28 protein-coding genes and 2 pseudogenes are annotated in these 26750 nt (G+C 41.1%); 20 read left to right on the top strand and 10 right to left on the bottom strand.

From position 1 onward, the window contains the following. Nucleotides 1-135: 135 nt before the first annotated feature. The 12 genes from FTT77_RS09610 to FTT77_RS09555 all read left to right on the top strand — a co-directional run bounded on the left by FTT77_RS09610 (nucleotide 136) and on the right by FTT77_RS09555 (nucleotide 9511). Nucleotides 136-975 carry a metal ABC transporter solute-binding protein, Zn/Mn family gene (locus FTT77_RS09610; protein WP_180026142.1) on the top strand — a complete coding sequence of 280 codons (840 nt, stop codon included), beginning with the start codon at nucleotides 136-138 and terminating at the stop codon, nucleotides 973-975. A 170-nt stretch (nucleotides 976-1145) separates the two neighbouring features. Further along, nucleotides 1146-1544, top strand: coding sequence for an ATP synthase subunit I (locus tag FTT77_RS09605; RefSeq protein WP_078194025.1), 399 nt, complete (start codon nucleotides 1146-1148; stop codon nucleotides 1542-1544). A 102-nt stretch (nucleotides 1545-1646) separates the two neighbouring features. After that, nucleotides 1647-2522: a F0F1 ATP synthase subunit A gene (atpB, locus tag FTT77_RS09600; protein ID WP_078191478.1), complete on the top strand. Its 876-nt coding sequence runs from the start codon at nucleotides 1647-1649 to the stop codon at nucleotides 2520-2522. A gap of 84 nt (nucleotides 2523-2606) precedes the next feature. Next, nucleotides 2607-2852: a F0F1 ATP synthase subunit C gene (atpE, locus tag FTT77_RS09595; protein ID WP_000424060.1), complete on the top strand. Its 246-nt coding sequence runs from the start codon at nucleotides 2607-2609 to the stop codon at nucleotides 2850-2852. Nucleotides 2853-2890: 38 nt separating this feature from the next. Beyond that, a complete protein-coding gene (locus FTT77_RS09590; protein WP_078191477.1) occupies nucleotides 2891-3361 on the top strand; it encodes a F0F1 ATP synthase subunit B in 471 nt (156 codons plus the stop codon). Between the two features lie 12 nt (nucleotides 3362-3373). Beyond that, entirely contained in the window at nucleotides 3374-3910 is a 537-nt protein-coding gene (locus tag FTT77_RS09585) for a F0F1 ATP synthase subunit delta (protein WP_180026141.1), read from the top strand. A gap of 42 nt (nucleotides 3911-3952) precedes the next feature. Then, nucleotides 3953-5497, top strand: coding sequence for a F0F1 ATP synthase subunit alpha (gene atpA, locus FTT77_RS09580; RefSeq protein ID WP_078191475.1), 1545 nt, complete (start codon nucleotides 3953-3955; stop codon nucleotides 5495-5497). 88 nt (nucleotides 5498-5585) lie between these two features. Next, nucleotides 5586-6455, top strand: coding sequence for a F0F1 ATP synthase subunit gamma (gene atpG, locus FTT77_RS09575; RefSeq protein WP_078191474.1), 870 nt, complete (start codon nucleotides 5586-5588; stop codon nucleotides 6453-6455). A 29-nt stretch (nucleotides 6456-6484) separates the two neighbouring features. Beyond that, entirely contained in the window at nucleotides 6485-7879 is a 1395-nt protein-coding gene (gene atpD, locus FTT77_RS09570) for a F0F1 ATP synthase subunit beta (RefSeq protein WP_078191473.1), read from the top strand. A gap of 26 nt (nucleotides 7880-7905) precedes the next feature. Next, on the top strand, nucleotides 7906-8325 hold the full coding sequence (locus FTT77_RS09565; RefSeq protein ID WP_078191472.1) for a F0F1 ATP synthase subunit epsilon: 420 nt from the start codon (nucleotides 7906-7908) through the stop codon (nucleotides 8323-8325). Nucleotides 8326-8442: 117 nt separating this feature from the next. Further along, nucleotides 8443-8988, top strand: a complete 546-nt coding sequence (locus tag FTT77_RS09560; protein WP_180049449.1) for a hypothetical protein — start codon at nucleotides 8443-8445, stop codon at nucleotides 8986-8988. Nucleotides 8989-9205: 217 nt separating this feature from the next. Then, a complete protein-coding gene (locus FTT77_RS09555; protein ID WP_168378803.1) occupies nucleotides 9206-9511 on the top strand; it encodes a hypothetical protein in 306 nt (101 codons plus the stop codon). Nucleotides 9512-9517: 6 nt separating this feature from the next. Here FTT77_RS09555 and FTT77_RS09550 read toward each other — a convergent pair whose 3' ends face one another. After that, nucleotides 9518-9961 carry an AAA family ATPase gene (locus FTT77_RS09550; RefSeq protein WP_180010757.1) on the bottom strand — a complete coding sequence of 148 codons (444 nt, stop codon included), beginning with the start codon at nucleotides 9959-9961 and terminating at the stop codon, nucleotides 9518-9520. 105 nt (nucleotides 9962-10066) lie between these two features. Here FTT77_RS09550 and FTT77_RS09545 point away from each other — a divergent pair, with 105 nt between their 5' ends. Next, a complete protein-coding gene (locus FTT77_RS09545; RefSeq protein WP_180049447.1) occupies nucleotides 10067-10534 on the top strand; it encodes a hypothetical protein in 468 nt (155 codons plus the stop codon). A gap of 7 nt (nucleotides 10535-10541) precedes the next feature. On the opposite strand, the gene FTT77_RS09540 is transcribed toward FTT77_RS09545, so the two are convergent. The 5 genes from FTT77_RS09540 to FTT77_RS09520 form a co-directional block, all read right to left on the bottom strand. Then, entirely contained in the window at nucleotides 10542-11555 is a 1014-nt protein-coding gene (locus FTT77_RS09540) for a pirin family protein (RefSeq protein ID WP_180109311.1), read from the bottom strand. A 157-nt stretch (nucleotides 11556-11712) separates the two neighbouring features. Continuing rightward, entirely contained in the window at nucleotides 11713-12336 is a 624-nt protein-coding gene (locus tag FTT77_RS09535; protein WP_180049445.1) for a hypothetical protein, read from the bottom strand. Between the two features lie 143 nt (nucleotides 12337-12479). Next, on the bottom strand, nucleotides 12480-12842 hold the full coding sequence (locus tag FTT77_RS09530) for an RcnB family protein (protein ID WP_373683897.1): 363 nt from the start codon (nucleotides 12840-12842) through the stop codon (nucleotides 12480-12482). Between the two features lie 213 nt (nucleotides 12843-13055). Then, a complete protein-coding gene (locus FTT77_RS09525; RefSeq protein ID WP_180026136.1) occupies nucleotides 13056-13601 on the bottom strand; it encodes a glutathione peroxidase in 546 nt (181 codons plus the stop codon). 144 nt (nucleotides 13602-13745) lie between these two features. Beyond that, nucleotides 13746-14504 carry a helix-turn-helix transcriptional regulator gene (locus tag FTT77_RS09520; protein ID WP_180022165.1) on the bottom strand — a complete coding sequence of 253 codons (759 nt, stop codon included), beginning with the start codon at nucleotides 14502-14504 and terminating at the stop codon, nucleotides 13746-13748. 122 nt (nucleotides 14505-14626) lie between these two features. Between FTT77_RS09520 and FTT77_RS09515 the strand changes: the two genes are divergently transcribed. Next, the gene (locus tag FTT77_RS09515; RefSeq protein WP_180079238.1) at nucleotides 14627-15508 is read left to right on the top strand and encodes a DMT family transporter; all 882 of its coding nucleotides are present in this window, start codon (nucleotides 14627-14629) and stop codon (nucleotides 15506-15508) included. A 438-nt stretch (nucleotides 15509-15946) separates the two neighbouring features. On the opposite strand, the gene FTT77_RS09510 is transcribed toward FTT77_RS09515, so the two are convergent. The 3 genes from FTT77_RS09510 to FTT77_RS09500 form a co-directional block, all read right to left on the bottom strand. Continuing rightward, nucleotides 15947-16516, bottom strand: a complete 570-nt coding sequence (locus tag FTT77_RS09510) for an L-threonylcarbamoyladenylate synthase (protein ID WP_180063288.1) — start codon at nucleotides 16514-16516, stop codon at nucleotides 15947-15949. 31 nt (nucleotides 16517-16547) lie between these two features. After that, nucleotides 16548-17729 (bottom strand): DNA-processing protein DprA, encoded by a 1182-nt coding sequence (gene dprA / locus FTT77_RS09505; RefSeq protein WP_180105411.1) that lies wholly within the window; start codon nucleotides 17727-17729, stop codon nucleotides 16548-16550. Between the two features lie 110 nt (nucleotides 17730-17839). Beyond that, on the bottom strand, nucleotides 17840-18994 hold the full coding sequence (locus FTT77_RS09500; protein ID WP_078191460.1) for a LysM peptidoglycan-binding domain-containing protein: 1155 nt from the start codon (nucleotides 18992-18994) through the stop codon (nucleotides 17840-17842). Between the two features lie 119 nt (nucleotides 18995-19113). Here FTT77_RS09500 and def point away from each other — a divergent pair, with 119 nt between their 5' ends. From def to FTT77_RS09485, 3 genes are all read left to right on the top strand, one after another. Further along, nucleotides 19114-19644, top strand: coding sequence for a peptide deformylase (gene def / locus FTT77_RS09495; protein WP_078191459.1), 531 nt, complete (start codon nucleotides 19114-19116; stop codon nucleotides 19642-19644). Between the two features lie 90 nt (nucleotides 19645-19734). Beyond that, nucleotides 19735-20154, top strand: coding sequence for a DUF2946 family protein (locus FTT77_RS09490; protein ID WP_180026133.1), 420 nt, complete (start codon nucleotides 19735-19737; stop codon nucleotides 20152-20154). 73 nt (nucleotides 20155-20227) lie between these two features. Continuing rightward, nucleotides 20228-22315: a TonB-dependent copper receptor gene (locus FTT77_RS09485; protein WP_180109312.1), complete on the top strand. Its 2088-nt coding sequence runs from the start codon at nucleotides 20228-20230 to the stop codon at nucleotides 22313-22315. A gap of 47 nt (nucleotides 22316-22362) precedes the next feature. On the opposite strand, the pseudogene FTT77_RS09480 reads toward FTT77_RS09485, so the two are convergent. Continuing rightward, nucleotides 22363-23568 (bottom strand): annotated as a pseudogene (locus tag FTT77_RS09480) (oxygenase MpaB family protein). Nucleotides 23569-23674: 106 nt separating this feature from the next. Here FTT77_RS09480 and FTT77_RS09475 point away from each other — a divergent pair. The 3 genes and pseudogenes from FTT77_RS09475 to FTT77_RS09465 all read left to right on the top strand — a co-directional run bounded on the left by FTT77_RS09475 (nucleotide 23675) and on the right by FTT77_RS09465 (nucleotide 26283). After that, nucleotides 23675-24272, top strand: a pseudogene (locus tag FTT77_RS09475) (TetR/AcrR family transcriptional regulator). 110 nt (nucleotides 24273-24382) lie between these two features. Next, nucleotides 24383-25024, top strand: coding sequence for an ABC transporter ATP-binding protein (locus FTT77_RS09470; RefSeq protein WP_180109313.1), 642 nt, complete (start codon nucleotides 24383-24385; stop codon nucleotides 25022-25024). Nucleotides 25025-25599: 575 nt separating this feature from the next. Next, a complete protein-coding gene (locus FTT77_RS09465; protein WP_180109314.1) occupies nucleotides 25600-26283 on the top strand; it encodes a hypothetical protein in 684 nt (227 codons plus the stop codon). Nucleotides 26284-26750: the final 467 nt, after the last annotated feature.

The following is a 26750-nucleotide window of genomic DNA, read 5'->3' as shown; positions in this document are numbered from 1 at the left end:
AACCTCGAGTACGAAACTGTATAAAGAAAAAGACTTTAAATCTTAACATGAAGCGTAAGGACTTACGAACAGACGTAGGTTTTTTTACGATTTTGTTATATTATAACACCATTCATTTTATGGTGCTCTCTCCCCATGTCCCGTGTAATTCTTTTTTGTAGTTTAGCTTTATTCAGTGTGATGAGCTGGGCGCAAGGTCTCGTTGTTTCTACACAACCGATTTATCTAATCGCAAAGGATGTACTTAAGGGTGTAGAGCAACCGAAATTACTGCTTGACCATCAATCTGGACATGATGTGAGCTTGACGCCTGCACACCGTAAAACCGTGCAAGATGCCAATCTCGTTTTATGGTTAGGTCACGCGCACGAAGCACCATTGGCAAAAATGTTGGGTGGAAGTGGCAAAAGTATCGCTATTTTAGACTCAGGTATTATCAGTGCTTTGCCATTACGTGATGTCCGTGGCAATGCATTAAAAGGCACAATCGATACGCATGTATGGCTTGAACCAAACAATGCGGTTCGAATCGGCTTTTTTATTGCTGCTTTACGTTCACAACAGTTTCCAGAACATCGTGAAAAATATTGGGCCAATGCGCGTGCATTTGCGCAGAAACTCTTGGTCACTGCACAAAAAACTGATGTGTCGAGCCGTGCTCAACCTTACTGGTCTTACCACGATGCCTATCAATATCTTGAGCGCTCACTGAATTTGAAATTTACCGGTGCGTTGACAGATGATCCACATGTCGCGCCGACATTGGCACAAATCAAATACCTGAAAGACCATCGCGCGCAGCCAAAAGTATGCTTACTTGCAGAAGCACATGCCAGCCAAAATCAGTATCAAAAGCTCGGTGGTATCGTCTTTCAGCCGGTTGACGAAACGATGAGTGGGGCAGGGGATTTTGTAACAGCATGGAAGATGTTGGCTGATGAAACCCTGAAATGCACACTAAATGCACGAAAGTAAAGTAAAAAATAAACAACTATTGATTAGTTTGAAAGCAGTTTGCCAATTTAAAAAAACACGACTAAGGTCGGGAAAAGATTGCAAGTTAAGGGGTGTAACTCTATAATGCCTGCGATTAAAAATAATCATCAGTTAAACTTGTCAAGCAGAATTGCTGTGAGTGAACAAAAATGAGTCGAACTAGTCGCATGATTGATCGACGATTAGCGAAAGCTTTAGTCATCTTACAAGCAGTAATGATTCCTGTTTCAGCCCTGATTGGTTGGGTCCTTAAAGACACAATCACAGCATATAGTGCAGCTTTGGGTGCGTTGGTATGTTGGCTAGCAAGTAGCTACTTTTCATGGCAGTCGTTTCGTGCGGCTGGTGCCCGTGCCTCTAAACAGGTGCTGTCAAACATGTATCGTGGCTTAATGGGCAAGTTTGCAATCGTGATTGTTGGATTCATTTTGATTTTGATCAATGTCAAGCCGTTGTCAGCGGTGGCATTGTTTTGTGGTTTTATGCTCGTACAAAGTATGTCGTGGGTCGCTCCTTTTTGGGCAACACGCTTAAAAAAACGAGTATAAACACAACAAAAAATTGAAAAGTTTTTTGGAGAGTAACGAGATATCAGGCAGCACGCGATATTCGTTTTCTCTATTAGTTTTGACATTGACCAGGTGTGATTTATGGCTGCTGAAGAACATGCCCTTACTTCGACCGAGTACATTCAGCATCACTTGACTAACTTGACCTATGGCAAAATGCCAGATGGTACTTGGAAGTTAGCTGAGACTGCTAAAGAAGCTCAAGAGATGGGGTTCACTGCTATTCACTTGGATTCAATGGGTTGGTCTATTGGCCTTGGTATTGTTTTCTGTTTGTTGTTCTGGGTTGTAGCGAAAGCTGCAAACTCTGGTGTTCCGACCAAGTTCCAGTCTGCAATCGAAATGATTATCGAGTTCGTTGACTCAAGTGTCCGTGACACTTTCCATGGCAAATCGCGCTTAATCGCGCCGTTAGCATTGACCATCTTCGTGTGGATTTTCCTCATGAACTTGATGGACTTGATCCCTGTTGACTGGATTCCTTATACAGCTCAATTGATCGGTGCTAACGTGTTTGGTATGGATCCTCACCACGTTTACTTCAAAATCGTTCCATCTACTGATCCTAACATTACCTTGGGTATGGCATTATCAGTATTTGCGTTAACTATTTTCTATAGTATCCGTGAGAAAGGTCTTGTCGGATTCGGTGCAGAATTTGCACTTAACCCATTTAACCCAAGTAACCCAGTTTTAAAAGCATTACTTATTCCAGTAAACATTATTCTTGAATTAGTAACTTTTATTGCACGTCCAATCTCATTGGCTCTTCGACTGTTCGGTAACATGTATGCGGGTGAGTTGATCTTCATCTTGATCGCATTACTACCGTTCTGGATCCAGTGGGCGTTGTCTGTGCCTTGGGCGATCTTCCATATTCTTGTTATTACGTTACAAGCATTCATTTTCATGATGTTGACTATCGTATATATGAGTATGGCTAGCGAAAAGCATTAATGGTATTGCTCAACTGTCAAAGGGTGGTTGGGCACACAATTTTTTAACTTAATTTGGTATAAACCTAACCTCTGAGGAATTATCATGGAACTCACTTTAGGTCTAGTTGCAATTGCATCTGCTATCTTGATCGCTTTTGGTGCTTTAGGTACTGCGATTGGTTTTGGTCTTCTAGGCGGCCGTTTCTTAGAAGCTGTTGCTCGTCAACCAGAATTGGCTCCACAACTTCAAACTCGTATGTTCTTAATCGCAGGTCTTCTTGATGCTGTGCCTATGATCGGTGTTGGTATTGGCTTGTTCTTCATCTTCGCTAATCCATTTGTAGGTTAATCAGCTTAATTCCTAAATTAAACTATTGAGGAATAGCAATGAATATCAACCTCACATTGATTGGCCAAGCGATTGCATTTGCGATTTTTGTCGCATTCTGCATGAAGTTTGTATGGCCACCACTAATCAATGCGATTAGTGAGCGTCAGCGTAAAATCGCTGATGGCTTAAACGCTGCTGAAAAAGCAAAAGCTGACCTTGCGGATGCGCAAGCACAAGTGAAAGCTGAATTAGACGCGGCTAAAGCACAAGCGGCTCAATTGATCGAACAAGCGAACCGTCGTGGTGCGCAATTGGTAGAAGAAGCGCGTACTCAAGCTGCGGCTGAAGGTGAGCGTATTCGTCAACAAGCTAAAGAAGCTGTTGATACTGAAATCAATGCTGCTCGCGAAGAATTACGTCAACAAGTTGCTGCTCTTGCAGTTACTGGCGCAGAAAAAATTCTGAACCAGCAAGTTGACGCAGAAGCTCACAATGCCATGCTGACTCAGCTGGCTGCTAAACTTTAAGAGAGGCGGATTATGGCTGAACTCTTGACGTTGGCACGCCCATACGCTAAAGCAGCATTTGCTTACGCTTCTGAGCAAAATGCAACTGACACTTGGTCAAATGCATTGAACTTGCTCAGTGCTGCGGTGCAAGACGAAGCATTTTCAGCTTATCTAAATCGCCCTGAGCTTACTCCTGCTGAGCAGGTAAGTGTTTTCGCAAAAGTTTTAGGTGAAGACCAGACTGCAGCAGTGTCAAACTTTTTGACATTGCTTGCCGATAATGACCGTCTGGCACTTCTTCCTGAAATTTCAGAAGAATACGAACAGCTCAAATCACAGAATAACAATACTGTGGATGTTGTAATTGAATCTGCATTCCCATTGACTTCTGTACAAGAACAATTACTTGCGCATGCATTAGAGAAAAAATTCGAAGCTGCCGTAAATGTTTCTGTAGAAGTTAACCCAGCGTTAATCGCGGGTGTAGTTATTCGTGCAGGCGACCAAGTGATAGATGATTCTGCGCTTAACAAGCTTGAAAAAATGCGGACTCGTCTTCTTGCTTAACAGCTCGAAGACTGAACTTTAAAAAGATTGAGGTATAGCGCAATGCAACAACTGAATCCATCCGAGATCAGTGCGCTCATTAAACAGCGTATCGGCGATCTGGACACCAGCGCGACCGCTAAGAACGAAGGGACCATTGTTATGGTTTCCGACGGTATTGTGCGCATTCACGGCCTTGCTGATGCAATGTACGGTGAAATGATCGAATTCGACGGCGGCTTATTTGGTATGGCACTGAACCTAGAACAGGATTCAGTGGGTGCCGTTGTCTTAGGTAACTACTTAAGCCTTCAAGAAGGTCAAAAAGCTCGTTGCACAGGTCGTGTATTAGAAGTTCCGGTTGGTCCAGAACTTTTAGGCCGTGTAGTAGATGCTCTTGGTAACCCAATTGATGGTAAAGGCCCTATTGACGCAAAACTTACTGATGCTGTTGAAAAAGTAGCACCAGGCGTAATTTGGCGTCAATCAGTGGATCAACCTGTACAAACTGGTTATAAATCAGTAGATACAATGATCCCTGTTGGTCGTGGTCAACGTGAGTTGATCATCGGTGACCGTCAAACTGGTAAAACAGCTATGGCGATCGATGCGATCATCGCTCAGAAAAATTCTGGCATTAAATGTGTATACGTAGCAATTGGTCAAAAACAATCGACTATCGCTAACGTTGTGCGTAAGCTAGAAGAAACTGGCGCTATGGCGTACACAACTGTTGTAGCAGCTGCTGCAGCTGATCCTGCAGCGATGCAGTATCTTGCTCCGTATGCTGGTTGTACAATGGGTGAGTACTTCCGTGACCGCGGTGAAGACGCGCTTATCATTTATGATGACTTGTCTAAACAAGCTGTTGCTTACCGTCAAATTTCATTGCTTCTACGTCGTCCACCAGGTCGTGAAGCATATCCTGGTGACGTATTCTATCTACACTCACGTTTACTTGAACGTGCTTCACGTGTATCTGCTGACTACGTTGAGAAATTCACTAACGGTGAAGTTAAAGGCCAAACTGGTTCATTAACTGCATTACCGATTATTGAAACTCAAGCCGGTGACGTATCTGCATTCGTACCTACAAACGTAATTTCGATTACTGACGGTCAGATCTTCTTAGAAACATCATTATTCAACGCAGGTATTCGTCCTGCTGTGAACGCGGGTATCTCTGTATCACGTGTTGGTGGTTCTGCTCAAACTAAGATCATCAAAAAATTGTCAGGTGGTATCCGTACCGCTCTTGCGCAATACCGTGAATTAGCTGCGTTTGCTCAGTTCGCTTCTGACCTTGACGAAGCAACTCGTAAACAGCTTGAACATGGTCAACGTGTAACTGAGCTTATGAAGCAAAAACAATATGCTCCATACTCAATTGCTGACCAAGCTGTTTCAATTTATGCATCTAACGAAGGCTACATGGCTGACGTAGAAGTGAAGAAAATCGTTGCATTTGATGCTGCGTTGATCTCTTACTTCCGTTCAGAAAATGCTGCGTTAATGCAAAAAATTGACGAGACTGGTGCTTACGATAAAGAAATCGAAGCAGCAATCAAAGCAGGTATTGAAAGCTTTAAAGCGACTCAAACTTACTAAGATTCAACTGTGTTGAATCTGGTTTTGGTTTGGTTCACGGATCAACCTTCGGAAGCTCGAAAGGGCTTTCGAATACTAGGTTAAGCGTATGGCAAATTTAAAAGAAATTCGCGCCAAAGTAGCTAGTATCAAAAGCACGCAGAAAATTACTCGCGCGATGCAGATGGTAGCAGCTTCTAAGATGCGTCGTGCGCAAGAGCGCATGGCTCAAGGCCGTCCGTATGCCGAAAATATGCACCGTGTAATTGCTCATTTGGTACAAGCGAACCCTGAATACAAACACCGTTATATGGTTGAACGTCCTGTAAAGCGCGTTGGCTATATCATTGTTTCTTCAGATCGCGGCCTTGCTGGTGGTTTGAACATTAACTTGTTCAAAAAAGTGGTCAAACACGTACAACAGCAACAAGAGCAGTCAATTGAAGTTCAATTTGCTTTAATTGGTCAAAAAGCGGTTTCGTTTTTTAAAAACTACGGCGGTAAAGTTCTTGGTGCAACTACAAACGTAGGTGATGCTCCGAGTCTTGAACAGTTAACTGGTTCTGTACAGGTGATGTTAGACGCGTTTGATAAAGGCGAGTTAGATCGTATTTATCTAGTGTCAAACGGCTTTGTCAACGCCATGACTCAAAACCAAAAAATCGAACAGCTTGTTCCTTTAGCAGCTGCTGAGGAAAGCGAAGGCCTAAATCGTCAATACGGTTGGGACTATATCTATGAACCAGAAGCTGAAGAGCTTCTAAATGGTTTATTGGTTCGTTACATTGAGTCTATGGTTTATCAAGGTGTGATTGAAAACATCGCATGTGAACAGTCTGCTCGTATGGTTGCAATGAAAGCTGCAACTGATAACGCGGGTGAATTGATCAAGAGCCTACAACTTATTTATAACAAGCTGCGTCAAGCCGCGATTACTCAGGAAATCTCTGAGATCGTTGGTGGTGCCGCTGCCGTTTAACATTATTAGTTTGAATTGAGGAGACAGCAATGAGTAGCGGTCGTATCATTCAGATCATCGGCGCGGTTATCGACGTCGAGTTTGAACGTAACAGCGTTCCTAAGATCTATGACGCTCTCCATGTTGATGGTACTGAAACTACATTAGAAGTTCAGCAGCAACTTGGTGATGGCGTAGTTCGTACTATTGCAATGGGTTCTACTGAAGGCCTTAAGCGTGGTCTTACTGTAACTAACACTGGCGCGCCTATCTCTGTACCTGTAGGTACTGCATGTTTAGGTCGTATCATGGACGTTCTTGGTCGCCCTATCGACGAAGCTGGTCCTGTTGGTACTGAAGCTCGTTTACCAATTCACCGTCAAGCGCCTTCTTATGCAGAACAAGCGGCTTCTACTGACCTTTTAGAAACTGGTATTAAAGTCATTGACTTACTTTGCCCGTTCGCCAAAGGTGGTAAAGTTGGTCTGTTCGGTGGTGCCGGTGTTGGTAAAACTGTAAACATGATGGAGTTGATCAACAACATCGCAAAAGCTCACTCAGGTTTATCTGTGTTTGCTGGTGTTGGTGAACGTACTCGTGAAGGTAACGACTTCTATCACGAAATGAAAGACTCTAACGTTCTAGACAAAGTAGCAATGGTCTACGGTCAGATGAACGAGCCACCAGGTAACCGTTTACGCGTAGCGTTGACTGGTTTGACTATGGCTGAGTACTTCCGTGACGAAAAAGACGAAAACGGTAAAGGCCGTGACGTTCTATTGTTCGTCGACAACATCTATCGTTATACACTAGCGGGTACTGAAGTATCAGCACTTCTAGGTCGTATGCCATCTGCAGTAGGTTACCAACCGACTCTTGCAGAAGAGATGGGTGTTCTTCAAGAACGTATTACGTCTACTAAGTCTGGTTCTATTACGTCAATTCAAGCGGTATACGTACCTGCCGATGACTTAACAGATCCATCGCCTGCTACTACCTTCGCTCACTTGGACGCGACTGTTGTATTGAGCCGTGACATCGCATCTTCTGGTATTTACCCAGCGATCGATCCACTTGACTCTACTTCACGTCAGTTAGATCCACTTGTAGTGGGTACTGAGCATTACGAAATCGCTCGTTCAGTTCAAAACGTTCTTCAACGTTACAAAGAATTGAAAGACATTATCGCAATTCTTGGTATGGACGAATTGGCAGAAGAAGACAAACTTACTGTATACCGTGCACGTAAGATCCAACGTTTCTTCTCTCAACCGTTCCACGTAGCTGAAGTGTTTACTGGTGCTCCTGGTAAACTTGTACCGCTTAAAGAAACAATTCGTGGCTTTAAAGGTCTTCTAGCTGGTGAATACGACCACATTCCAGAACAAGCGTTCTACATGGTTGGTGGTATTGACGAAGTTATTGCTAAAGCTGAGAAACTTTAATTAGTTACCTAATTTAGGAGATTCTCATGTCAACTATGCAATGTGACGTTGTAAGTGTTAAAGAGTCTTTGTACTCTGGCACTGTAACTATGCTAATTGCTAAAGGTGCTGGTGGTGAGTTGGGTATTATGCCTGGCCATGCACCACTAGTAACTTTGCTCAAGCCGGGCGCAATCCGCGTTCTGCTTGAAAATGGTACAGAAGAATTAATCTATGTATCAGGTGGTGTACTAGAAGTTCAACCGCACGTTGTTACTGTACTTGCAGATACTGCAGTACGTGCTGACAACCTTGATGAAGCAGCAATTATTGAAGCTCGTAAACAAGCTGAACAATTGTTAGCAAATCAAAAGAGCGACTTGGACTCAGCTGCTGCATTGGCTGCTCTTGCAGAAACTGCTGCTCAGTTGGAAACCATCCGCAAAATCAAAAACCGCGCTCAATAAGACGCAGTTTGAGATTGAAAGAGCCACCCGAAAGGGTGGTTTTTTTATGTTCAAATATACAACTTAAATCGAGATGGATATAATATTTAGCAAATAAATCTTGATATAAAAAATAAAATGAAACTCAATATTAAATTAACCAATGAAGATTTTTATGTATTTCAGGTGCTAAACGAAGAGCTTATTAATCCTGTTGTATATGACAAATTCGAAGTTAAGTTTCTCAGATTAGTGTTTAAATTTTTTATACTATTAATAGTCAGTCTCTTTATTTTTATTTTCTTCAAAAATGACTCTTCACTTTTGAATTACTTGATTTTGTTGGTCGCTCTTTTATTGGGATTGTTGCCCAAAGTAAACTCTATTTTTCAAAATATGTTTAAGATACGATATATCGATCAAATGGCTGAAAATTCGAAAATTCTTATTGGGGATAAAGAAATTGAGATTACAGAGAAAAATCTTATCGAAAGTACTGAGTATTACACTCAAATTTTTTCATGGAGTTTAGTATCAAATATTGAGAAAACGCAAACTCATTTAATTGTTTTCTTCGGTATGTGTATAGGGATTATTTTGCCCTTAGACCAAATTAATAATGACGTAGAAAAGATAATACAACAATATTGCCCAAATATTGAGTTCAAAGAACATAACTGGTAAGTAAATTTCATTTGATTGTCTTTGATGAATTTGAAGTGATTTATTTGTAATGAATAATTGAGAAATTTCTATTCTCCATAATATTCACATCAAATCTCTTATCAAAATTTTCCCCTAAATTTTTCAGCTCAGGCTTTATATCTATCACCTAAAGTTGAATATATTTTATTCAATACAATCTTTATAGTGATTAAATTCAATCAGCTAGCATTGCACCATGAACCTTATCGCCTATGAGCCGCATTTTTGGGAACTTTATCAAGACTTTGATCAATATTACTTGAGCATTGCGGTTGATCTCAGTTCTGTAGTGTCATGTTGGGATGTTGAACTCACCCATGAAGAAGTTCAACAATATGAACACCGTGGGCGCGTGAGTATTCAAGAACTGGCAAAATCGATGGTTGCTGCTGCCTATAAAGGTGATTTTGCTTCATTAGAAAGTCGTTTAGTGAAACCATATGAACGTCAGGCCATGCAATCGGCTTTTAAAAAATGGCAAGATAGCCAAAAAGCAGGTTAATGGTTGTTATTCATGCATGGGTAAAATTGAAAACTCGCCGTGACTGATAATTTTAATTTTAAAAATTAGATCAAAGCCTTCATCCTGTGATGGAACTTGAAGTTTGCGATAAGTAGCACGCACGCCAACTTCTGGAATATGGGCTTTGCCTTCACGAAAACTGTTGCGTTTTAAGGTACTGTCCAAATCGGTTTCAAAATAATAAGCAATCACCTCAAAACCTGCATCAATTGCACGTTGGATATAGCGAGCACGAGCTTCCCGATCTGGGTTGGTATTATCAATCACCATTTTCGTTTTGGATGCCAAACCAGCTTCAAAGATCATATTTTCCCGATGTCGGGTTTTCAACATATCCAAATTAATACGTAAATGGCTATGATATAAATTCAACATGTAAAAGGTTGATTTGCCAGAGGCTTGAACGCCTGTAAAAATAATCAGCTGCATGGTGTCTGCAATGAAAGCATGGAATGAATAATAGAGTATTAAATCAGCAACGCAGTTTTGCTACAATCGCTGCAAAATGAATAAGAACAATTTACATAGGTCTGTATGCACAAATTTTTCAACAGTTTATCGCTGTGTCTTTGTTATAGTTTGCTCGTTGCATGTCAAAGCCAATACGTCACGACACCCAATCTTCCCACTGAAGCTGCACTTGTCGCTGAATCGGTTGATAATGGCATCAGTACGGAGCTTAAAATCCCATATATGACCGCCTTTCGAAATCTGCGACAAGCCTATAATCACTGTGTTGCGTTTACCGCGAACAATCGCTACGTCTATACCGATAATCGTTTAGAAGAGCATTTGGAGCAGGGGACATTGATGGCACGAACTGAGAATGGGGCGTATTTGCATAAAATGTTGGTCGAAAGTTTAGATCCACAGACGACACGTATTACCTTATTTTTACCGAAGCAATATACCTTTGCCCAAGCACGTTTTAAACAAGATGTTCAGCGCGCACTTGGACAAGATAAAAACTGTAATACTTTTGAATTTGCTCAATCCAACTAATTGAACTTTAAGACGCTTGTGAGTTTTCCTGCTCTGGGTGCTCTACACGTTGACCGCCTTCATAACTGGCAAATCGAGCCTGATCACGTTTGAAGACCGGTGCGGGTGTTGGCCAAGACCAATCTCCAAAATGAGTTTCACGATAGCGTTTAAAAGCCGCATCGAGTTCTTCCGTGGTATTGAGCACAAATGGACCGCGCATCGCCACGGGTTCATTAATCGGTTCACCTTCTAACCACAGAATCCGTGCTTCTAATCCACCTGCTTTGAGATGGACGTAGGCATCTGATTGGAGTTCAACCAAATGCTTCATCTGAATGGTTTGACCTTCTATTTCTAATGTATTGCCTTGATAGAAATAAGCAAAACGGTTGGAGCTACTTGTTGTTGCGGGAATCACCAACTTTGCGCCTGCTTGCATGGTGATTAAATAAATGTTGACCTTATTTTCTGCGGCAGCCGCCCATGAGTGTGGCGGTCGGGAAATGGCATCGGTGGATTTGAACTGCCCTGAAATCACGCGAATATCCGATTTTTTTCCTTCACTATCCGTTTCAAAGACGTGAGGAATATCTTCACGCCAAAACATTTTATAGTCAGCATCATGGGTTTTCTGTTCAGCTGATGAATTAAACCAAATTTGGAAAAGTTCAAAAGGATTGGCTTTATCTTCATGCAGTAGGGGGAACATTTCACAATGTTCAACGCCATTGCCTGTAGATAGCCATTGCACATCGCCAGCAGCATAGCGTCCGCCATTGCCTAATGAGTCAAAGTGATCGACATAGCCTTGTTCAACCAAGGTAATGGTTTCAAAGCCAGTGTATGGATGCTCTGGGAAACCTGGAACCACATCGCCATAGTACATATTGAATTCATCTTTCTCTGCGGCTGTTTTTGGCCCCATGTCTGCATTTGCAGCAGGAAAATGATCGATATGATGAGCAGTAAATAAGAAAGGATCTTTTAAATCTAAACGAAAGGTAATGGGTGTAATGTTATAAATCACAGCGTTTGACATAACTGTTCCATCATTGGCTTTATTATTAAGCATTAATCTAAAAGGAAAAACAGTCGTGTTCTATAGCGGAACTGTAAGAAAAAAGCGTTAGCTCAAGGTCTAACGCTTTTTTGATTTACAACAGGTGGAATGCAATGGAAATGCTAGATTTCGCTATTTATTCAGTTTCAGAGGGTGCGGTAGATGAGCTTTTGCCTACTTGATCTTGGATCAACATACTTGCCAATTTCAGCATTTCAGCTTGAATATTGCCCATTTGATTTTGAATTTTCTGAAAATCAACTTTGCTTAAATCGACTTGTCCATTGAGAAAAGGTGAGGCCAATACTTGCTGATTCGCTGCCTGTAAATTGCTGCGAATATCATTAATTTCAGTGCTTTTTAGATTTAAATCATTCAAAGCTTGATTGAAACCTTTGAGCTGCTGTTGTAGCTGGGTTGCCGCTTTTTGCAATTGGAGATGATCTTGGTTGCTGACTGCGGCTTCTAAATCGACCTGCGTTTGTTTGAGTTGTTCAACATAATTGCCGGCTTTAAGTTGCATATCCGCAACATCGCGAACGATATAAAACATATTGCCGCTTTTTAATTGGCTTTGATCTGTCGCCTGACTTTGTGTCGCAGATTGATCTTCGTTTGTTGATGTTGTTGCAGGGCGATCATTTTCTGCTGCGATTTCTTGTTCCTGTTGCGGTGCTGTGGCAGGTTCACAGCCAATCAGCACCAAAACACCACTAAAAATGGCAAAAGGGAGAAGGGCATTCTGCACAAGCTTTTTCATTCAATCATCACTATGTGTTAAGTCTATGCTTTGAATATAGGGGCAGAATGTGGATTAAAAATAGATTGTTGCAAAGCAATAACAAAATAATCGCTTGAACAAAAAAAAGAGGGCATTTGCCCTCTTTTGATGTTTTGGTGGGTTTAACCCGCAATGATTTTGATCATGGCGTGGCTGACAGCATTCATTAAAATGTAGTCACTATTCACTTTAATCCATTGTTGGTTTTTGCCTGATTTAGACAATTTTTTATATTTGTTGTGGTCACCTTTGTAGCGATGACCACGGTATTCAGAAGATACTTTTCGTCCAGAACGCCAGGTATGTGATGGATTTACCGCTTTTTTCTTGTTCTGGCTTTGGTTTTTACCCCGTGTGTATTGTTTAGTGTGCTGTTGGGTTTTCGCCTTTTGAGTATTTTGCCGTGCATCTATTGTTAGCGCAGATACACGTGCTGTCAAAAAATAGATAAAACGATAGCTTTCATTAATGTATTTTAAGTTCACCTGTTTACTGCTGGATGTGAATTGATAAGACTCATCATAATGAGTATTTACAGGGAAGCTTTGAACAATGTGTATATGAAATATTAAAACAATGGGTGAAATGTGTAAATTATCAATATGTGATAATTATTAAATATTATTGTGATAATTTAAAATGATTAATCTCAGTTAAAATCACAATAATCTTAACTGAGAGATTGAGATATTGTCGAATTATTTGGCTAATTCAGCGTTAATGGCATCGACAATACGAGCATCATCTGCCTTGATGTCAGGTGCAAATCGTGCCACAACGTCGCCTTGTTTATTCACGAGGAATTTTTCAAAATTCCATAAAACTTCAGGCTTAGGATTTGGAGTTAAACCGTATTCAACTAAATCATCCCACCATGGGCCTTCACCAATGCGTTCAGGGATGGCTTGGGTTAAGGTTTGATAAAGTGGGTGTTTATCCGCGCCTGCCACAGAAATTTTTGCAAAAAGTGGGAAATCAACCTTGTAGTTGATTGAGCAAAATTCTTGAATTTCAGCTTCAGAACCAGGTTCTTGTTCTAAAAAGTTATTGGCAGGAAAACCTAAGACTTCAAAACCTTGTGATTTCTTCTCTGTATAGAGTTTTTCTAGGCCTTCATATTGCGGTGTTAGCCCACATTTAGAGGCCACATTGACCAATAATAAAACCTTGCCTTGGTATTGATTGAGTGTGGTGTCATCACCTTGGATGGTTTTTACCGGGATATCGTAAACTGAAGCTGACATATTCGTTCCTAATTGAAGTTGTGCCTTTCATCCTTGTTTTAAAGGGAAATCTGGTGAACAGCAAGCTTTTATCGATAGGATTTTCGCATAATTTTTGTAGTAGTTTGCAGAATTCGAGCTGAGGCTTGCTTGAGTGCTTGGCATTTAACTAGTGGCACGGTGTTGGTTTGGGGTTTTTCCTGTATAGCGTTTAAAAAACTCAATAAAGCTTGAGCTGTGTTGATAGCCCAATTCATAGCTGAGAGCTTTAATAGACTGACCAGCACGGAGTTGTTGAATGGCATAAATAATTTTTGCACGGTTTCGCCATTCAGAAAGACTCATTTGCAGTTCGTTCTGACTCAGCCGCAGTAACTGACGCCCACTCAAACCGACATTGGATAAGCATCGTTGTAGGCTCAAACTAAAATGATCTACATCTGCAAGCTGCGCCAAGATCGGCTTTAACACCGCATCATGGCTTTGCGGTAAATAATGTTGATGTTTGGGTGCAGTTTTTAACTGGTCGAATAAGACCTGTAGTAGGTGTCGATAGGGTGGTGTGGTATGTTGCTCTGTAGGAAAGGCCAAAATTTCTTGCACCAACAAACGAAAGAAAGGCTGGATGCTAAATACTTCCGTCTGCTTGGGGAAATTTATGCAGAGATCAGGTGCCAGTCGGATTGCCACATAATGAATAGGTTGCTCATCAATCGCGACTGAGCAATGTTCTGTATGTGGGGGAATCCACACCCCATAACTGGCAGGTGAGAGATGGTGTTGCCCTTGTATCTCATATTCGAAAATACCATCGAGACAAAAATTAAAATCACCCCAAAGACAACTGTGCGGATAGACCGTATCTAATGTGGTGTAGTGCGCTTCAAAAAGCTCGATTTGTTGTTCAATCGGTGCTGATGTCATATATGCCTAGGTGTCGATGTCTGAACTACAATATAAATGTCTGAAATCATGTATTTCAATTAAAACAGACATCACTCAAAATACCTAGACCAATCTTTGCACGATATATTGAGGAGTCAGACATGTTGCTTCAAGCGCGTTGGGCGAAATTTGCAATTTGTTTGCCTCTGATCGCAGTATTTATATGGTCGTTAAATATTACCGTCACCCGCTATGTAACTGATTATATTTCACCAGTCAGTATCAGTTTTTATCGATGGTTTATTGCATTTTTGATCCTAACCCCCTTTATGCTCAAAACCGTTTGGCAGCAAAGACAGCTTATCGGGCAGCATTGGCAGCAATTGGCTGTGCTGAGTGCTTTTGGCATGGTGTTATATCAAGGCTTGGGCTATACCGCTGCGCATTATACGACGGCGACCAATATGGGCATCATCAATGCCTTTATCCCTGTTTTTACGATTGCCGTTGCATTTTTCATACTGAAAGATGTGCCTAATCGCTATGCCATCTTGGGCTGTGCGATTTCATTTACGGGGCTATTGTTTGTCATTGCGCAAGGAGATTTCAGTCAATTACTGAATATGGGCGGACATTTCGGCGATATCCTCATGATCTTCGCAGTGTTTTTCTATGCCTTTTATGGGGTGTTTTTAAAAAAATGGCAATTGAAACTTCCGCTACTGTTGAGTTTATATGTACAAATTTTCTTTGCCGTTTTATATCACTTGCCATTCGTGTTGTATTTAGGCATTGACGCGATTAATCCTGCGAATGCGCCAAGTGTATTTTATGCGGCAATTTTTCCATCATTGATTGCACCGTTGGTATGGATGTTGGCTGTGCAACATCTCGGGCCGAATCGCACCAGTATTTTTATGAATTTGATGCCGGTATTTACCGCGATCATTGCTTATTTCTGGTTGGCTGAGCAGTGGATGATTTATCATACTGTTGGCACAGTGATGGCGATTACTGGGGTGATCTTGGCGCAGCGTAAGTAAATCTAGTAAAAAAGTTGAAAATTTACGAGAAGTGCTGATTAAAAAACAAGCAAACAAACTTATTTTTTATAGAGCAAATCTTTTGAAAATGGATTTTTGAGTGTAAAACTGAATTAAAAAAACAAATTCTCGTCTTAAAAATCAATCAAAAATAGATACATATTTTGACTAAGTAGTTATAAAATCAGAAATAAAGTGCTTATCAGTAGTTTTATTTATATAAAAAATATATTTGTTAAATTTAAAAAAATATTACATAATACTTTCATCGTAAATGAGGAAGTAATTCTTAATAATTACTTGATATTTACCCAGAGATTGCAAGACCCTCTGGATGTGATTTTATACACATCCTTTTTTATGCTCAGCCATCCCTATATGGCTGAGCTTTTTTTTGTTTGTATTTTCTAAAAGGCAGGTATAGACAGGCATCCGAGCTTATGCGCGGATGATTTCACCTGTTTCAGCATCAATAATTTTGCTTGGTTCTTGGCTTAGGCCGAGATCACCATTTAAGTAATTTAGTTCATTGGCAAAATACTGATTGGCTTCTTGTAAGGACCGTGCAGGAGTTAATCCTGCAGGATTGGCACTAGTAGACACAATAAAGCCATTAAAAGCTTGGCATAAAGCCACACATAAAGAGTGGGTCGTCACACGGACTGCGACTTTTGGATGATTGCCTTTAATCCATGTTGGAATATGGTCGCCAGCCGGTAATAACCATGTAGTTGCACGTTCATTGGGTTTACGGTTGGTCCATGTCGCAATGACCTGCTGACGCATATCTTCTGTTAAGCCTTGGAGCAGGTGTTCAACTTGAGCGACATTGGCCGCCAATAAAATCACACCTTTTTCAATGGGACGTTGTTTTAAGTGCAAAATTTCGAGAAAGGCTTGCTCATTGTAGGGATCACAGCCCAATCCCCAAACAGCCTCTGTAGGATATGCGAGAACCTGACCTTTTTTAAGACAGGAAGCTGCTTCTGCAACAGAGGTGGTAATCATTTCTATAGACCTTATCTGATTCGACAAAGGACTATTGTGAACCTAATTTACCCATTCGACAACGTAAGTAGTGTCCGGCTTGTTGTGTGGCATAGCCCATTAACTCTAATTCCATCAGTTGACTGGTCAATGTCGCGGTATCAATTTTGAGTTGAATGGACAATTGATCAAGGCTTTGGCCGACCCAATCAAGCTGCCGATACAGCGCAATTAAATGTTCTGGGATAGGTTCGGGTGGAGGGGTGTCCGGTGTTGCTGTTTCGGGTGTCGCTATTTCGGTGTTTGTTAAGGTTTCGGCAGCCTGCGATTGCCATTGTGTAGCCAATGCCAAGTCTTCAATGACCTGTTGTGGATGATCAATCAAAATTGCACCTTCGCGTATGAGTTGATGGCAACCTTGATGTGACTCACTATAAATATGGCCTGGGATGGCAAAAATAGATTTGCCTTGTTCGGCAGCGCGTTGAGCTGTGATCAGTGAACCACTTTTTAACGCTGCTTCCGCCACGATGACACCAAGGCTGAGCCCACTGACGATACGATTTCGATGTGGAAAATGGTGTTGCAGGGGTGGAGTGTGTGGAAGAAACTCACTGATTACGGTCCCACCATGTTGGATGATCTCTTGTCTTAAACGCTGATGTGCGGTCGGATAAGTTTGATCTAAACCTGTACCCATCACGGCAATGGTTCTGTGGTGTTGTATGGCAGCGCGATGTGCCGCTTCATCAATTCCTTGTGCTAAACCGCTATTAATATAGAACCCTTGCTCACTCAGATAATAAGCAAAATCATAGGCAATTTGTCGACCTTGGGGACTGGGTTTGCGGCTACCAACAATCGCAATTTGGGGTTGCATCAAGGCTTGGGTATTACCTTGCCCAAATAGAATCGGCGGCTTGTCGCTATAAGGTAAAAGCTGTTGTGGATAGTTTAGGTCTTCAGGAATCAGTACAAAGTCACTGTATTGTTCAATATCCTTGAGACATTTTTCAAAGCTAAGCTGTCCACTTGGGCTGTGAAATTCCTCAAAGCGCTTTAAATGATTTTTATGCAGTCCTAATTTTTGCCATGTGGTGATTTGATTAGGCTTAAGGGCGTAGTGTAGGGCAGGATAGTGCTGCTGAATTTTATAGAAACTACGAAGTGAGTGTTGCACCACAAACCACAGGCGAATGTAATCTAAATGCAAGTCAGTCAATGAGTTGAGCATAATGAGACCTTTGAATATGTCTTCTTTTTATGGGTTAAAATTATTAGTGATATCGTTGTTGGATAATAAAAAATGAGGCTGAATACAGCCTCATTTTTATGGATTTGGTCTTAGTCATCCATCAGTGGTGGCTGAATCGTTGCACCCACTTTGATTGGTAATTCGCTCTCAAGTACATAAGCATAGCTTAAGTTATCAAACGTTTTGAATACCATGATGTTGCCAATACGTTGTCCTGGAAGTTGAACACGTTCTTTGGTTTTCGGATCAGTCACGATTTCACCTTTTTGGTTCACGCTAAAGACTTGACCAGATTGAACGCCTTGCAAGCTACCACGGTCGATCGTCACAACACTGTGAACCGCTGCAGTACCAATCGAGCCCATGACACGAACAATACTACCGCCAGCAGTGACATTTTCAGCATTGGTTGGATAGAACAGCGTTGGCAGCATTGGGTCATATTCAGGAAGAACACGATCGCCACGACGAACTTCGGCATTATAAGTATCGGTCAGTTCTAAAGTGGTAATGTCATTTTCACCACGAACGGCAACACCTGAAGCGACTTGAGTCAGTTCTAAACCTGCGTTGTATTTTTTGCCGTTTGCATCGGTAAAGATGTACGGTTCGCCTTCACGGTAAACAGCATATCGTTGACCGACTTGCATGCCTTGGCCGCGTGCATAAACTGTTTGGCCTTTGGCTGCCAATACACGTTGATCAGCTGTACCTAAAATGTAAGGTGTGCCTTCAACAGAATCAGCGGCAACAATCATGCTGCGCTCAAGCCATTGCTTAATATATTCCAATGGAATAACCGGAATCGCACTGTTGAGGGATTCAACACGAACTTGTGGTTGAAGTTTAGTGCCACCTGTATAGCGACGAATAATACCTTCACAGCCATCACCCTCATCTTTACCGATGATTGGGCGGCCATTGTAGGTACACATGAGTAGGCGGTCACCTGGGAAAATCCAGTGCGGATTTTTCACGTGTTTATTGCTCGCCCAGATTTCAGGCCAGCGCACAGGATTTTTTAAGAAGCGCTTGGAAATATCCCACAACGTATCGCCTTTTTTCACCACATAAACTTGAGGCGCACCTGCCTTCAATGATGGTGGATTGACGTTACGAGCAGGGGCAGCTTCTGCAACACTGACCATTCCCATCCCCACACTTACACAGACTGTAAGCGCCAATAATTGTTTTTTAAACCCCAAGGCACTAAAAGTTGGCATGCCCTTCAAAACCTTTTTCATTATCATAATTCCTAAAATTATGTATGTAACTGCGTTATAATAACGATATTACACACAATTTTTTGATGAAGCATTCCTTCATTTTGTTTTTTGATCAATGGCATAAGTGAGGACGTCGTATGGCCTTATTACCTATTTTAAGTTTCCCCGATCCCCGTCTTCGTACCATTGCAAAACCAGTCGAAGAAGTTACTGATGAAATTCGTCAGTTAGCAGCCGACATGTTTGAAACTATGTATGAAGCACCGGGAATTGGCCTGGCAGCAACACAGGTAGATCACCATATTCAGCTGATAGTCATGGATTTATCTGAAGAAAAAGATCAACCCATGGTGTTTATTAACCCCAAAATTACGCCATTGACGCAAGAGACGCAGCCCTATGAAGAAGGCTGTTTATCAGTGCCTCAAATATACGATAAAGTTGAGCGCCCGTCACGTGTAAAAATTCAGGCAATTAACCTTGAAGGTCAATCATTTGAAGTGGAAGCGGACGGACTTCTCGCAGTTTGTATCCAACATGAAATGGATCACTTAAATGGTAAGTTATTCGTCGACTATCTATCGCCTTTGAAACGTCAACGTGCACGTGACAAAGTGGAAAAATTGGTTCGCCAACGTCAAAAAGATAAAGTCGCAGTTAAACGTTAATTGATCGCGGTTAAAAAATACCTGAGACAAGCCTAATTTCGATTGGGCTTTGTTATACTTGGGTCAGACAAATGTTAGGGTTTGCTTGTATTGTTTCGTAGTGGAGTGCTGCTGTCCTTTGCAGCCGTTTTTTTGCAGATTGCTGTTTTTTTACAGCCATTGTTGCCCAAGCAATATCAAGTTGCTCCGGTCTGCGAAACCATTACGCGTGCACTTTTACTTCCCAATGTTCATGCTGAACATACCGCACATTCACACCATTCCTCTTCCGCTCACGCAGAGCAGGTTCAAGTCGATCATACTGCCCATGAACATGATGCCAGTCATCAATGTCAGTATTGTACGGTCTATGGCAATTTGGTTTTGCCTCCTGAACTTGATGTAAAAGAAGTGCTTGATCGAATTCAAGTTCGTTTAATTGCTTTTCAAAAAGCTTTCAAGCATGTCTGGTTTGTTCTTCAACAACTCTTTTTACTTCCGCAAGGTCGAGCCCCACCACTCGCTGCATAAATCCGACGTTTTTTTTAACTTGGGTCGTTGAGGACTCAGGTACGCCTTTATTTATGTATTTTGTGAGATAAACATGGCTCAGCCTAAATTTTTTCTACAGCCTCTTGCGGCTGCAATTTGTGTTGCCTGCTATTCAACTTCTGTGATGGCTGACGAGATGTCCGTAGAGATGACGGAAACCAATGCGGTACAGACTTTGGCACCGATTGTGGTGACATCACATCAGGGGAATGATGCCAATGGCCTGATTGTTCGTGCCAATCCCAAACAGCCGATTCAACCGATACCTGCCAGTGATGGGGCCGATTATTTAAAAAGTATTGTAGGTTTTAGTGCTATTAAAAATGGGGGAACCAATGCAGATCCAACCTTCCGTGGCATGTTTGGTTCACGCATTAAAATTTTGACCGATGGCACAGAAAATCTAGGGGCGTGTCCGAGTCGTATGGATGCACCAACGTCTTATATTTCCCCTGAAAGTTATGACCGAATTTCAGTGATTAAAGGACCTCAAACGGTTCAATATGCCAATACAGGTTCTGCTGCAACAGTCTTGTTTGAACGCAAACCTGAACAGTTCGATGCTGATAAAAACTACCGTGGTCAAGCCAGTGTGATGATCGGTTCTTATGGTCGTTTAGATCACAATGTCGAGGCGGCTGTGGGCGATGAACATAAATATGTCCGTCTAAATGCCAGCCGTTCAGTTGCAGACAGTTACCAAGATGGAGATGGCAATACTGTGCCGTCAGACTGGGAGCGGTGGAATACAGATTTGGCTCTTGGTTGGACGCCAAACGAAGATACATGGGTAGAACTTACTGGAGGTAAAGCCGATGGTGAGGCGGTATACGCAGGCCGTTCAATGGATGGTTCGCAATTTGCCCGTGAAAGCTTAGGCCTTCGTGTCGAGAAAAAAAATGTCACAGAGGTGATTAAAAAAATCGAAGCACAGGTCAACTATAGTTTTAATGATCATGTCATGGATAACTTCAGCTTACGTGAGTTTCAACCAAGTGGCATGATGAATATGCCAATGGCATCGAATGTTGCTCGCAGAACATTAAATGCACGTATGGCTGTGACACATGAATGGGATAAGATTGACTTTGTCACAGGCATTGACACACAGAACAATGAACATAGCATTCGCAAAGGGATGCGCAATAGCTATAAAGACAAAGCACGTGAACCCGATATGAAGTTTCAGTCATACGGAGGTTTTGGAGAAGTCAGTTATCAATTGAGTGAAAACAATAAATTGGTTTCCGGACTTCGTTTCGATCAAGTGCAAGTGAAAGATGAGCGTGCCGCTTCGAAAGCGAGTGGCTATAACACGGAGCTGAATGAAACATTGCCAAGTGCTTTTATTCGTTTTGAAAATAAACACCCTGAACATGACAATGGTAAAACCTATATCGGTCTAGGCTATGTGGAACGCATGCCAGATTATTGGGAATTATTTAGTCCTAAACATGGCAATGCAGGCACAACAAACACCTTTAATGGCGTTGAGCCTGAAAAAACCTTGCAGTTAGATGTGGGCTATCAACATGAACATGGCGCATTCAGTTCATGGGCGTCTGCCTATGCGGGGCTGATTCAGGACTTTATTTTGATGAGTTATCACGATCATCCAAATACAGGTGAGCATGATCATGGTTCAACCTTTAGCGCGGGTGCGAAAAATGTCGATGCTACCATTGCGGGAGCTGAAGCGGGGATTGGCTATCAATTTAGCGATCATATTCAAGCCGATGTTAGCGCAATGTATGCGTGGGGTAAAAACACCACAGATGGCAAGCCATTACCGCAAATCTCACCTTTAGAAGCACGTATCAACTTACGTTATATCCAAGATAATTATACTTTGGGAGCATTTTGGCGTGTGGTTGATGGGCAAAATCGTATCAGTGCGTACCAAGGCAATATCGTGGGTTATGACCTGAAAGAAAGTGCAGGTTTTGGCACACTGTCTTTAAATGGTACTTATCATATTGATGAGGGTGTAGATGTATCTGTGGGTGTAGATAATCTCCTGAATAAAACCTATACCGAACATCTAAATAAACTGGGTGATGCAGGGACAGGTTTAGCGACCGATCAACAGTTTAATAATATTGGTCGCAATTATTGGGCACGTATTTCGATGAAGTTCTAAGTCCGGACATTTGTCATCCAAAAAGCAGAGCGATCGCTCTGCTTTTTTTATTGGTGCATACTTGCCAGTTGTTTGGCCTTACTTTGATACAGTGCTAAACCGAGTTTTTGAATCGCACGGCCTTTTTGCTGTAATTTTTGATTTAAACTCGGGACATGCTTAGCACCTGAATACAGGACGAGATTTCTAGCCAATAAATAATAGGCAAACCATGCGGCGGACTGGGGTTTGAGCCCTAATTTATGCATGCGTTTTTTGCCAATAAAAAATTGTGTCAGCTCCAGATGTTGTCGATAAGCCAGTTTTTGCTGAAGCGGTCGGAGGTATTTGTACTGTCTTTCAAAAGGTTCTTTAGAAAGACTGGCACCGAGAGCCATGCTGCTTGCATCGGATTGGGGGTGTACAAATTGCATCCAATACAGCAGTTTCCAACCGTCAGATTCTTTTGCAATTAACCATTTTTCATCAATACCCATCAACCAGCCGACATAGCGCCAAAAATGCAAAAAGCTTTCAGTTTCTTGTTTTGACGGAAAAATTCCTAAAGCGCGAATGCCCAAAAGTACCACACTGCTAAAGGCAAGATTGGTCATCGCCAAGTCAAATTGATTCATCGGTACCCCCCACGTTGCAAAATCCCAGTCTTTGCCTTTTTGGAGTTGATGCCGTACCAAAGCATGAATAAAACGCACATAAATCGTCGATGTAAATCCTGCATGCAAACGTTCGAGTCCTCGTTCTTCAGTGATATCTACCCACCATTTAGTGGTTTCAGCTAGACGTGTACCGGCTTGTTTATTTAAAGCACCGGTCAGCATGAGTGGCTGATTGAAACCGGGGAAGAGATAACCGACCATGAGTGAAAGGTCTCGCAAAATAAAGCCATTGTTAATCCCGAGTCGATGGGTGAACTCAAGGGCTTGCTGTATTTTTTCTGGCTCTACCCACGGCGGTGTTTGTTCAACATGCTTAAAAAAATGTTAGAGTTCGGGAATAGAAAAGGGAAGTTGCTCTACACCTTTAAATAAAGCGATTTCAAAATATTCACGATGCTGCTTAGGGTTCTGCATCATCCACGTGAGCACTTTTTCCATCTGTGGATCACCACATTGCAAGGCTTTATTGAGGGCAAGATATTGAGCGTAATTTGGCTGTGCAGCCTGACCCGTCAAATGAGACAACAGAAAACTCAGTAGATTAGATTGCTGCGTGGCCTGAAATGAAGCCAGTCGGGTATTGAAGTGAGTGGTCATGTTTTGATCTTCAATGTTATTGTTGCATACCACACTAATATGAATATTTATTCGCATTCAATTCGCATTCAATTCGCATAACACTATCGCATTGGAGAGCAATAGAATGAGAAAAAGACCACAACAACAACGCGCGAAAATGATCGTGGAAAGCATTTTGCAAGCAGCGCAGTTGTGTATTGCAGAACAAGGTTTACTGGAGCTGACGACGCCCAAAATTGCGGAAAAATCTGGTGTGAGCGTTGGATCGATTTATCAATATTTTGAAAATAAAGAACAAATCGTAGAAGAGTTATTGCTCAGAAAATCAGAACAATTGGGGTTAGCACTAAAAAATATAGTCGTGGAGCAAGAGCAGCACAGTATTTATGAGGTGATCCCACTTTGTATTCAGTTTGGCTTTGATATGTTGAAAGCTGATCGTGGCTTCTTCATTGAGATCTTAAAACATTGGCATCAATACAGTCATTCAGATGCCTCTCAGGTTTTGGAAAAGCATTTTTTTTGAAGTTGGGATGTATTTATTTAATCGCTATTATTCACATTGGAACTTTGAAACGCTGAAACATCGTTCTTTTGTGATCATTAACAGTACTTTATTTACCATGATGCGATACGTAAGCAATAATAATTTTTTAATTACAGAACAACAGCTTAAAATTGAATTGTCGAAGATGATTTTGGCGTATTTAGATAGTGTATAACACTGAAAAAATAAATTTGTCTATTAAAGAATCTATTTAATTCTGATCCAAGATATGTGAAGATAGGTTAATAATAAATCAATAACTTAAGATAATAAATCAGGAACATCATGATGGTTTCTTTGAGCTTGCAGCAATTGTCCAAATCTTTTGCGGGAAAATGTATATTTTCAAATTTAAATTTAGAGTTAAGCGAATTCGGAATTGTCGCTGTTGTTGCTGAGAATGGAGTAGGGAAGTCCACCTTACTTGCGATGATTGCTGGGATGTTGGATTTTGATGCAGGCAATATTTTGATTAATGATCAGCCATATGCCCCTCATAACAATGAATACAAGAAACTTGTGGCCTATGTGCCAGATAAAAGCCCTATTTATGATTTTTTACAAGGGCAGGAGTTTTTGAATTTAATGTGTGATATTCGAGGGATAGCGCATGAGCAGTATCAAATCTTCATTGAAAAATTTAAATTAGAAAACTATTTAGCCACGCCGTTTGCTGAAATGTCTTTTGGTACTACCAAAAAGTTTTTATTGGTCGCAGCCTTAATGACCACGGCACCATTACTGATTTTGGATGAACCGAGCAATGGCTTAGATCAAAATGCCTTGGCTGAATTAACAAGCATACTTTTACAGCAAAGCCAATCGAAATTGATTCTATTGTCTTGTCATGATCATGTATTTAGAGACAGTCTTGCAGCAAAAATCATCGAGCTAGATCGGCTAAAGTCCAATGAGCAGGCGGCATGAATAAACAAAGACATGTTGGGCAGCGAATAATTATAAAAACGCTTTTGAAATACCGATGGACATTTTATGTCAAAACCACAGCAGACGCTGTTGCACGGCAAAAGCATTTACTTATTTTAGTCACATTAATTCTCGGGCCAATGCTATTCGGACTGCTCTTATCATTAGTACAGCCCATTATTGATTTGGTTTATTGCAAATCATTAATCACGAATTTGTTTCTTTGGACTGGCTTTCTTGCCTTAAATGTATTTTGGTGTTCAATACAGCGTAAAGCTTTGAGCGGTGGAGAAGGGTATCGCTATCTAGCGCTATTGCCCATCACACTCAAAAGTCGCTTTGCAGTGGAAATCAAATTTTTAGGCAGTTTAAGCTTTTTTTTGATACTGCCATTTGTTTTAGCGCTTCTATATGTTTGGGTTGAGTATGAACTTTTGGCTTCCATTGGTATTAGTGTATTGATGCTTCTTTGGATCTTTAATTTATTAATCATACAAATCCTGTTTTTACAACAGAATCAATATTTCGGCTTAGTCTGCCTTTTGACATATTTGCCCATTTTGAGCCTAGCGATATTGGAAGCTCAACTCGTTGCGGTGTTGTTATCTACTTTCATCTGTATGGCGGCAATAAAATTCTGGCTGCTCGGTAGGAAATCAAAACCAATAAAGCTGCAAGTACCTAGCGTATTTGTGATACAGAAATATAGCCCACTCTGGCTCAATCAAAATAAACTCATTATTCGTCAGGCATTTCATAAAAGATTTCTAACCCACCGTATTGTCAGTATCGGTATTTCGGTTACAGCGGTTGTGATTTTGTATTGGTTCGCCACGCAGGCGGATACTTGGAACATCATGAGCCTTGATTTCACTGCTTCACAATTATTCCAATTGATGTGTGCCATCTATATTGCACTGAGTTTATTCAATCTAGGCGTGATAAAAATGGACTTAAAATCAAATTTTGAATATGCAGAGCGATTCTGGATCATTCAAGGATTCACACTATGGCAGCTCAGAAAATACGAATACTGTGTTTTATTGATAATTGGCTTAATGATGAGTGTGCCAGTCTTGATGTGGCAACTGCTGAAAGGTGGATTCGTTGATGTGCTATTGATGGCGACATTATTTGGTATCGCCATTCCATTTATTCAATGGTTGTATAGAAAACCTGAAGAAGTGCACGGTGTTATGCCAATTTTAATGTTTATCATATGGGTGCCTGTGGCGTATTGCATGCTTTCTGTACGCTAAAAACACTTTTTTAAGTAAAACACACTGATTTAGTAGAATAAATAAACAAACGTAATGAAAAATTAAAAATAAATGGAAAAGGGTGTTGCAACGGATGTGAAATGCTGTAGAATGCACATCCATCGGCGGTGATGAAGATTAAAACTTCTGATAAAACAATGACTTGGTTGAATTGATTAAGTTAGGTTTTAGAAAGAAAGTTTAAAAATAATTTGAATTACCGGTTGACTCTTTAGAAATAAAGAGTAATATAGCCGACCTAGCTTGCTGGTGACGAACCAACAAGAAGATCATTAAGAGATTATGAAGAACAACTTGTGTGGATTTTTACTGATTGATCGATCGAAATTATTTTCATTGATTGATGGTAGAAATTACTCGAAGTTTATTTGAGCAAATTTTTGTCAGTAATTGATGAGCCAAGATTGGCACCCTTTAAGGTGCTACAAAGTATTAAACTGAAGAGT

This window comes from Acinetobacter sp. YH01010 (genome assembly GCF_013420775.1).
GTDB classification, from domain to species: domain Bacteria; phylum Pseudomonadota; class Gammaproteobacteria; order Pseudomonadales; family Moraxellaceae; genus Acinetobacter; species Acinetobacter amyesii.
The sequence above is the reverse complement of the archived record's forward strand: the minus strand, read 5'-3'. Positions and strand labels throughout refer to the sequence as shown.

Excerpts from the sequence above, each read along its gene's own strand:
- FTT77_RS09610 (WP_180026142.1), top strand. The coding sequence starts at position 136 with ATGTCCCGTGTAATTCTTTTTTGTAGTTTAGCTTTATTCAGTGTGATG.
- FTT77_RS09605 (WP_078194025.1), top strand. The coding sequence starts at position 1,146 with ATGAGTCGAACTAGTCGCATGATTGATCGACGATTAGCGAAAGCTTTA.
- atpB (WP_078191478.1), top strand. The coding sequence starts at position 1,647 with ATGGCTGCTGAAGAACATGCCCTTACTTCGACCGAGTACATTCAGCAT.
- atpE (WP_000424060.1), top strand. The coding sequence starts at position 2,607 with ATGGAACTCACTTTAGGTCTAGTTGCAATTGCATCTGCTATCTTGATC.
- FTT77_RS09590 (WP_078191477.1), top strand. The coding sequence starts at position 2,891 with ATGAATATCAACCTCACATTGATTGGCCAAGCGATTGCATTTGCGATT.
- FTT77_RS09585 (WP_180026141.1), top strand. The coding sequence starts at position 3,374 with ATGGCTGAACTCTTGACGTTGGCACGCCCATACGCTAAAGCAGCATTT.
- atpA (WP_078191475.1), top strand. The coding sequence starts at position 3,953 with ATGCAACAACTGAATCCATCCGAGATCAGTGCGCTCATTAAACAGCGT.
- atpG (WP_078191474.1), top strand. The coding sequence starts at position 5,586 with ATGGCAAATTTAAAAGAAATTCGCGCCAAAGTAGCTAGTATCAAAAGC.
- atpD (WP_078191473.1), top strand. The coding sequence starts at position 6,485 with ATGAGTAGCGGTCGTATCATTCAGATCATCGGCGCGGTTATCGACGTC.
- FTT77_RS09565 (WP_078191472.1), top strand. The coding sequence starts at position 7,906 with ATGTCAACTATGCAATGTGACGTTGTAAGTGTTAAAGAGTCTTTGTAC.
- FTT77_RS09560 (WP_180049449.1), top strand. The coding sequence starts at position 8,443 with ATGAAACTCAATATTAAATTAACCAATGAAGATTTTTATGTATTTCAG.
- FTT77_RS09555 (WP_168378803.1), top strand. The coding sequence starts at position 9,206 with ATGAACCTTATCGCCTATGAGCCGCATTTTTGGGAACTTTATCAAGAC.
- FTT77_RS09550 (WP_180010757.1), bottom strand. The coding sequence starts at position 9,961 with ATGCAGCTGATTATTTTTACAGGCGTTCAAGCCTCTGGCAAATCAACC.
- FTT77_RS09545 (WP_180049447.1), top strand. The coding sequence starts at position 10,067 with ATGCACAAATTTTTCAACAGTTTATCGCTGTGTCTTTGTTATAGTTTG.
- FTT77_RS09540 (WP_180109311.1), bottom strand. The coding sequence starts at position 11,555 with ATGTCAAACGCTGTGATTTATAACATTACACCCATTACCTTTCGTTTA.
- FTT77_RS09535 (WP_180049445.1), bottom strand. The coding sequence starts at position 12,336 with ATGAAAAAGCTTGTGCAGAATGCCCTTCTCCCTTTTGCCATTTTTAGT.
- FTT77_RS09525 (WP_180026136.1), bottom strand. The coding sequence starts at position 13,601 with ATGTCAGCTTCAGTTTACGATATCCCGGTAAAAACCATCCAAGGTGAT.
- FTT77_RS09520 (WP_180022165.1), bottom strand. The coding sequence starts at position 14,504 with ATGACATCAGCACCGATTGAACAACAAATCGAGCTTTTTGAAGCGCAC.
- FTT77_RS09515 (WP_180079238.1), top strand. The coding sequence starts at position 14,627 with ATGTTGCTTCAAGCGCGTTGGGCGAAATTTGCAATTTGTTTGCCTCTG.
- FTT77_RS09510 (WP_180063288.1), bottom strand. The coding sequence starts at position 16,516 with ATGATTACCACCTCTGTTGCAGAAGCAGCTTCCTGTCTTAAAAAAGGT.
- dprA (WP_180105411.1), bottom strand. The coding sequence starts at position 17,729 with ATGCTCAACTCATTGACTGACTTGCATTTAGATTACATTCGCCTGTGG.
- FTT77_RS09500 (WP_078191460.1), bottom strand. The coding sequence starts at position 18,994 with ATGAAAAAGGTTTTGAAGGGCATGCCAACTTTTAGTGCCTTGGGGTTT.
- def (WP_078191459.1), top strand. The coding sequence starts at position 19,114 with ATGGCCTTATTACCTATTTTAAGTTTCCCCGATCCCCGTCTTCGTACC.
- FTT77_RS09485 (WP_180109312.1), top strand. The coding sequence starts at position 20,228 with ATGGCTCAGCCTAAATTTTTTCTACAGCCTCTTGCGGCTGCAATTTGT.
- FTT77_RS09470 (WP_180109313.1), top strand. The coding sequence starts at position 24,383 with ATGATGGTTTCTTTGAGCTTGCAGCAATTGTCCAAATCTTTTGCGGGA.